Annotated in this window: 9 protein-coding genes and 1 pseudogene; 1 reads left to right on the top strand and 9 read right to left on the bottom strand. The window is 29.0% G+C overall.

Going from position 1 to position 7,138, the window contains the following annotated elements; translation table 11 throughout:
• The 9 genes and pseudogenes from AMO08_RS02885 to AMO08_RS02845 all read right to left on the bottom strand — a co-directional run.
• A pseudogene (locus tag AMO08_RS02885) lies at nt 1–559 on the bottom strand (cell envelope biogenesis protein TolA); the annotation flags it as partial.
• Nucleotides 560–564: 5 nt separating this feature from the next.
• Nucleotides 565–981, bottom strand: coding sequence for a protein TolR (tolR, locus tag AMO08_RS02880; RefSeq protein ID WP_075484955.1), 417 nt, complete (start codon nt 979–981; stop codon nt 565–567).
• Nucleotides 982–1,656: a protein TolQ gene (tolQ, locus tag AMO08_RS02875; protein ID WP_075484951.1), complete on the bottom strand. Its 675-nt coding sequence runs from the start codon at nt 1,654–1,656 to the stop codon at nt 982–984.
• Between the two features lie 53 nt (nt 1,657–1,709).
• The gene (locus AMO08_RS02870; RefSeq protein ID WP_075484949.1) at nt 1,710–2,204 is read right to left on the bottom strand and encodes a RuvC family protein; all 495 of its coding nucleotides are present in this window, start codon (nt 2,202–2,204) and stop codon (nt 1,710–1,712) included.
• Nucleotides 2,204–2,929 (bottom strand): YebC/PmpR family DNA-binding transcriptional regulator, encoded by a 726-nt coding sequence (locus AMO08_RS02865; protein WP_075484947.1) that lies wholly within the window; start codon nt 2,927–2,929, stop codon nt 2,204–2,206. The genes AMO08_RS02870 and AMO08_RS02865 overlap by 1 nt, the downstream gene beginning before the upstream one ends.
• A gap of 5 nt (nt 2,930–2,934) precedes the next feature.
• Nucleotides 2,935–3,738 carry a TIGR00282 family metallophosphoesterase gene (locus AMO08_RS02860; RefSeq protein ID WP_075484945.1) on the bottom strand — a complete coding sequence of 268 codons (804 nt, stop codon included), beginning with the start codon at nt 3,736–3,738 and terminating at the stop codon, nt 2,935–2,937.
• Nucleotides 3,735–4,280: a 5-formyltetrahydrofolate cyclo-ligase gene (locus tag AMO08_RS02855; protein ID WP_075484943.1), complete on the bottom strand. Its 546-nt coding sequence runs from the start codon at nt 4,278–4,280 to the stop codon at nt 3,735–3,737. Before AMO08_RS02855 ends, AMO08_RS02860 begins: the two co-directional genes overlap by 4 nt.
• A gap of 4 nt (nt 4,281–4,284) precedes the next feature.
• The gene (gene zapA / locus AMO08_RS02850) at nt 4,285–4,731 is read right to left on the bottom strand and encodes a cell division protein ZapA (RefSeq protein WP_075484941.1); all 447 of its coding nucleotides are present in this window, start codon (nt 4,729–4,731) and stop codon (nt 4,285–4,287) included.
• Nucleotides 4,719–5,042 (bottom strand): 5-formyltetrahydrofolate cyclo-ligase, encoded by a 324-nt coding sequence (locus AMO08_RS02845; protein WP_075484939.1) that lies wholly within the window; start codon nt 5,040–5,042, stop codon nt 4,719–4,721. Before AMO08_RS02845 ends, zapA begins: the two co-directional genes overlap by 13 nt.
• Before the next feature lie 53 nt (nt 5,043–5,095).
• On the opposite strand from AMO08_RS02845, the gene tkt reads away from it, so the two are divergent.
• Entirely contained in the window at nt 5,096–7,054 is a 1,959-nt protein-coding gene (gene tkt, locus AMO08_RS02840) for a transketolase (protein WP_075484937.1), read from the top strand.
• Nucleotides 7,055–7,138 lie beyond the last annotated feature (84 nt).

The raw sequence follows: 7,138 nt of genomic DNA, 5'->3' as shown, positions 1-7,138 counted from the left end.
TTAGTGTAAGACCTGTGTTCTCTACATTTCTTTCTTGATCTTGAGTAATGTCATCATTTGTTTTTAAAACTTCTGCACTCTCTTCTTTTGATTTATCAATTAAAGCAGCAATATTATTTGGATCAAACAAATCTTTTTTTTCAAATTCTGATACTTGTTTAACTTCATCATCTACTTTTTCAGGATTTTGTTTTTTTTCCTCTTTTGTTTCAACCTTTTTTAAAGTTTTATCTGGAAGTGGAATTGCCTCAGGTGTTTCATTCTCTATTTTTTTATTATTTTGATCAGGAGCCAGAACAGTTTTTGTTTTCGTTTTTTCTACTTTTTTTGGTGGAGCTTGTTCTGAAACAAGTTTTTTTTCTTTCTCTTTTACTTTCTCAATTATTTTTTTGGCCTTAGGTGCAAATGGAATATTGGTTTTTTCAGCTATTTGAATTAACTCAACTGATACTATTGGTGGAATATCAAGTGGTTTCTTTGCCAAAAAAGGTAAGCTCATAGCTGTAATGAAAATTAACAAAGCATGTAAAACAGAAGAAATAATTAAACTTCTATTCACTTTAATTACCTCTGTTTATATGGTTCTGAAATCAATGCTACTTTAGTAAAACCAGATCCTGACAGTAATCCCATTATTTCTAAAACTCTTCCATAATTTATAGTTTTATCACCTCTAACATAAATTCTGGTATCAGTCCTATTTTTTGAAACCGCTAAAACCTTTGCAATAATATTATCGTATTCAACTTTTGCTTCTTGAATAAAAATTTCACCTTTTGCATTTATTGAAAGTGTTAAAGGTTCTGTCTCTTCTGGCAAAGAGTCTGCTGAACTTTCTGGTAAATCAACTTGAACGCCAACAGTTAACAACGGTGCTGTAACCATAAAAATTATTAACAATACAAGCATTACATCCACAAAAGGAGTAACATTTATTTCACTCATTGGTTCTTTAGAAGAACGATTTAATTTAAATGCCATCTAAATAATTGTTAAAAATCTTTTTGAAAAATTTTCTAATTTTTCTGAATATTTTTTGGCATCATTATTAAATTTATTGTATGCCACTACTGCTGGTATTGCAGCCAATAGACCAAGTGCAGTTGCAAATAAAGCTTCGGCTATTCCTGGCGCAACTATCGCAAGACTTGTGTTTCTTGAAATAGCTATAGATTGAAAAGAATTCATAATTCCCCAAACAGTTCCAAACAACCCAATAAATGGTGCAGTTGAGCCTACTGTTGCCAAAAAAGTAAAACCTTTTTCAATTTTTGTCATTTGTTTTTCAATTCCAGCTTCTAAAGATGAGCTCATTCTCTCACTAATATTGGTTCTTGATTTTTTTTTAAGCAATCCTTCCATTGCATCTTGAAACACAAGTGACATTGGATCCTCAAGTTTACTAGGTAAACTATTGTAAAAAGTTTCAGCAGATTTAGAATTCCAGAATTTTTCTTCAAATTCTTCTGAAGATTTAGTTATTTTTTTAAATAATCGAAACTTTTCAATAATTACAGCCCAAGAGTATATTGAGCACAATATTAATATAATCATTACAGACTTAACAATTATGTCTGCTCTAAAAAATAAACTGAATAATGAAAAATCGGTATTTGTTCCTAATTCAACTGCTTTTGATGCTATATCTGCTTCCATGCTTACTCATCACACGTAAATGTGTCATGATTTTGTCTTTTAATTTAAATTGATTATTCTTCTTTTTGATAAGTTTCGTGGAAAAAACTAGCTATTAGAATAGCATCTGCCTTGTTGTTATCTTTTTTTTTTGATAATTGAGATGAAAAATATGGAAAAATTTCAATAGCTCTTGTTCTGCTAGCATCTTTTTCTGAATTAATAAGGTTAAAATATTTTTTCCACTTAGCAGGCCTGACATAATAAACAGGTAAATGCATTGCGCTACATATGCCCTTTAAAATACCAAAAGATTGACCAAAATTAAACATACTAGTAACGCCTTGTCCAGGCATTGCAGAAACTTGCTCAATTACAACTTTTATATTTTTTTTATCAAATTTGTTTATCCTTTCACTAATTTCATTAAATATTTGAGCACCATTTACTTGTCTTTTATTCTTCTTGCCATCTGTCATGGTTGGCATTTCAATTACATCTTTTATTATACCATCTTGAAAAAAACAGATTGAACCTGAGATGCCTGGATCAATTCCAATAATCATCATTAAATACCACCTAAATTAACGTTTGAATAAACGTTCTGAACATCGTCATCTTCCTCAAGAGTTTCTAAAAAATCTACTACACTATCTTTATTATCTTTATTTACTTCAACACTATTTAACGGAACCCATTCAATTTCTGTAGAAATAAAATTCACAATAATTTTCTCAAGATTTTTTTTTATATTATATATTTCGCTCATTTGACACTGGACCTCATGATAATCCTCATAAGAGAAACATTCATCAGCTCCTGACTCAATCGCTAAATCTAAAATTTTTTCATCAGATATCTCTTTTTTATCAATTTTGATTATACCCAATTGTTGAAAATTGTGAGATGCTGAACCTTGAGTTCCTAAGCTCCCACCACTTTTTTGAAAAATAGTTCTAATATTTGATGCGGTCCTATTTTTGTTATCTGTTAAAGTTTCAACTATAACAGCAATCTTTTCTGGTCCAAACCCCTCGTATCTTAAATTTTCAAAATTTGCTCCTGTGGCTATAGAAGATTTATCTATTGCTCTTTCAATATTGTCTTTAGGCATATTTGCAGATCTAGCAGCCTGTACTGCAGATCTTAATCTGGGATTCATTGCCGGATCTTTATCACCAAGTTTTGCGGCAACAGTAATCTCTTTAGATAATTTTGAAAATATCTTTGATCTTTGTTTATCAGCCTTACCTTTTTTATGTTTTATTCCTGCCCAATGAGAATGTCCTGCCATAATTTTTAAATATTTTTTAGTTGATTTCCGTATACATAGCTTTTGATGTCTAATGCTAAACCTGTTTTTATATCACAATCTACTATAACACCACATAAAGTAGCATCTCCATTGGCAGGAAAGTGTTTCACTGAATTCTTTTTTAAAAATCTATTCAAGGAATTTTCTTTATTCATTCCAATCACTGAATCATAATCCCCACACATACCTGCATCGGTTTGATATCCAGTGCCATTATTAAGTATTCTGGCATCATTTGTTGGAATATGAGTATGGGTTCCAACCACGAGAGTTGCCTTTCCATCAAATAGATGTCCTATAGCATTTTTTTCGCTAGTAATTTCACCATGGAAATCAACTACAAGTAAATCAAAATCTTTTTTCATTTCATTTTCTTTTAAAAATTTTTGAGAGGCATCAAAAACATCTTCACACTTCTTCATAAAAACATTGCCCATCAAATTAAGAACTCCAATTTTTATATCATTCTTTGTTTTATAAATCTGAAAACCTTTTCCTGGTGCAGGTTCAAATAAATTTTTAGGTCTTAATAATCTTTCCTCTTTATCAATAAATTCCATAATTTCTTTTTGATCCCAAACATGATTGCCGGTTGTGATAACATCAACTCCACAATTAAAAAAATCCTTACATATTTCTTTAGTTAGTCCCACACCTTGAACTGCAGCATTTTCACCGTTTACTATTACAAAATCGATTTTGTTTTTATCAATTTCATTTAATAAATTACTTTTTAATTTAGAACATCCTGAAATTCCAACAACATCTCCTAAAAATAAAATTCTCATTGTATAATTTTTTTTTCGGTTATTATTAAATCAAGTTTCTTATCATACTTGTTGATAGGTATTTTTTTTATCTCCTGGTATGAAAATGCTAATCCAATTTTAAATATTATTTTAAATTTAGATACTTTTTCTAAATAACGATCATAAAATCCTCCGCCATAGCCTAATCTGTTCAAATCATTATCATAAGCTACTAAAGGAACAAATATTATGTCTGGGTAAATTTTCTTTCCTAAAGTTGGCTCAGCAATTCCATACTTATTAATTTTTAAAGGATCTTTATTTGTCCATTCAAAAAAATCCATTTGGTTATTTTCTCTAATTATTGGTAAGGAAATATTTGCCTTTTTGTTTTTTAAAAAATAAAGCATATCCAAGTCATCAATCTCATGATTACAAGGGTAATACCCTCCTATATTTTTGAAATTAATCTTATTTTTTTTTAAAAATTGATAAATTCTGTCAGGATTGAGACTAAGTTTTTTATTCGAATTTTTTTTTCTAAGATTTAAAATTTTACTTCTTAGCTTAGATTTACTCACAGACCTACTTTGAAATGTTTTCTAATTTTGCTTTTTTTACAAAATTTGATATTTGATCAGCAGCTTCATCAATTAAATTTTCGTATTTTTTTTGATTATTGTCAATTTCTTGTTTTAAATTTTCATGATCAATATTTAGTTTTTCAATTTCAGATTCTTTTGTATCCCTATAATCGTAAATTAGAGATTTTAGTTCTTTAAATTTTTTTGATAGATCGTTTAATTCTTCTTTTTTTTGATCTACTTTTTTCTTAGTTTCGTAATATTCATCCATTATTTTTACAGCTGTAATTAATAATAATTTATTTTCACCTAGATTTCCCAAATCATTTTTTAAATTATTAAACTTTTTGTTAATCTGAATTAACAATTCTTCTAGGTGCTCCTCTTGTCCATCTTCACAAGCGAGTAAAAACTCTTTGTTGTTAAATTTTATACTTACATTTGCCATTTATCTATTTCATCCAATAGTGTGTCAGTTTCTTGATTAAGTTCGTCAATTTTTTCAGAAAATTCAATTTGTTTTCTTTCTTCCAGCTTTTCTTTATTTTTTAAATCCTCAAGTTTTTTTGATAGATTTTCATGTTCCTCGAGTAACGTTTTATATTTTTCTTCAATCTGTATTTTTTCAATTTCTAATTGATTTTGTTTTGTGCTTAAATTTTTGATATTTTTTTGTAATTCAGGATTTGTTAGATCTAAATTTTTTAATTCCTCTAATGCAATATTTAATTTTTTTTCTTTTTCGTTTATAGAATTCATATATATATGTTTATATTATTAAATAGATTCTTCTTAGTCTAGTCAGGATAATTTTGAGCAAACTACACAATGATTTAGCTAATTGCATCAGATTTTTATCAATTGATGCTGTTCAAAAAGCAAATTCAGGTCACCCTGGAATGCCAATGGGCATGGCAGATGTTGCAACAGTGTTATTCAAAAATTTTTTAAGATTTAATCCAAAGAATCCAGATTGGTTGAATAGAGATAGATTTATTTTGTCTGCTGGTCATGGTTCTATGCTTTTATATTCTTTGCTTTACCTAACTGGATATAAAAGCATATCAATTAATAATATTAAAAAATTTAGGCAGCTTAATTCTATTTGTGCTGGACATCCTGAATATCACCCTAAAACAGGTATTGAAACTACAACAGGTCCTCTTGGACAAGGTATATCTAATGCAGTTGGTTTTGCAATAGCTGAAGAAATTTTAAAAAATAAATTAGGTAAAGATTTAATTAATCACAAAACTTATGTTTTAGCTGGAGATGGATGCTTAATGGAAGGAATAAGTCATGAAGCGATGAGTTTAGCGGGACATTTAAAACTTAAAAATTTGGTTATGCTATTTGATAACAACTCAATTTCAATTGACGGTCCAACAAATCTCGCGGTTTCAGATAATTTTAAAAAAAGATTTGAAGGATATGGTTGGGATTATATTTCTATCAACGGTCATAATGAAAAAGAAATTTTTAAAGCACTAAAAAAAGTTCAAAAAGCTAAAAAACCTACTGTGATTTCTTGTAAAACAAAGATTGGATATGGTTCACCGAATAAATCAGGAAAAGCGTCATCTCATGGAAGTCCATTGGGAGTAGATGAAATCAAGCTTGTGAGAAAAGCCTTAAATTGGAAAATCAAACCTTTTGAAATCCCAAATAAAATTTTAAATGAATGGAGAAAAATTGGCCAAAGAGGTGAAGTTTTAGAAAAAAAATGGAACAAAGCTTTAAGAAGAAAAAAAATAAAATTTAATCAAACTTTAAAAAATAACTTTACTACGGTGCTTAAGAAAGAAAAAAAGAATGCAATAAAGGAACCAAAAAGTTTAGCCACTAGAAAATGTTCAGAAATGACATTGAATGCATTAACGAAACAAAAAAATAATTTAATTGGTGGCTCTGCTGATTTAGCAGGATCAAATAATACAAAAACTAAAAACCATAAAATAATTAAACCTGGAGATTTTACTGGTGACTACATACACTACGGGGTTAGAGAACACGCTATGAGCGGGGTTATGAATGGTATCGCACTTCACAGTAATCTAATTCCTTATGGGGGTACTTTTTTAATATTTTCTGATTATTGCAAACCTTCGATCAGATTGTCTGCCTTAATGAAAAAAAGAGTCATTTATGTAATGACTCATGACTCTATTGGGCTCGGAGAAGATGGCCCTACCCATCAACCTATAGAACAGCTTTCGGGTTTACGTGCTATACCTAACCTAAATGTATTCAGACCTGCAGATAGAATTGAAACTATCGAATGTTGGGAACACTCCTTAAAAAGCTCAAAAACACCTAGCGTGCTATCTTTAACAAGACAAAATTTAAATCCAATAAGAAAAACATATCCAAATAAAAACTTATGCTCATTAGGTGCTTATGAGGTTTTAAGAACAAATAAAAAAGTTAATCTAACAATATTAGCAAGTGGGTCTGAAGTTAATCTAGCAATAGAGGTTAGCCATAAATTGGCCAAAGATAAAATATACTCCAAAGTTATATCAATGCCTTGTATGGATCTTTTCGAATTACAGTCAAAAACTTATAAAGATAAAATATTAAAAGAAACAAAATTTAAAATATCTATTGAAGCTGGATCAAGTGATTGTTGGAAAAAATATATAGGTGATAACGGAATTTCTTTTGGAATTGATGAATTCGGTAAAAGTGCACCCTATAAAGATATTTATAAATATTTTGGACTAGAGAGTACAAACATTAAAAATATTACTAAAAAATTATTAAAAAATTAAATGACAATTAAAATTGGAATTAATGGAATGGGGCGGATTGGTCGTATGGTTGTCAGATCAATTATCGAAAGTAAAAATAAAAAT

It is taken from the genome of Candidatus Pelagibacter communis (assembly GCF_001180205.1).
Classification (GTDB): domain Bacteria; phylum Pseudomonadota; class Alphaproteobacteria; order Pelagibacterales; family Pelagibacteraceae; genus Pelagibacter; species Pelagibacter ubique_O.
The sequence above is the reverse complement of the archived record's forward strand: the minus strand, read 5'-3'. Positions and strand labels throughout refer to the sequence as shown.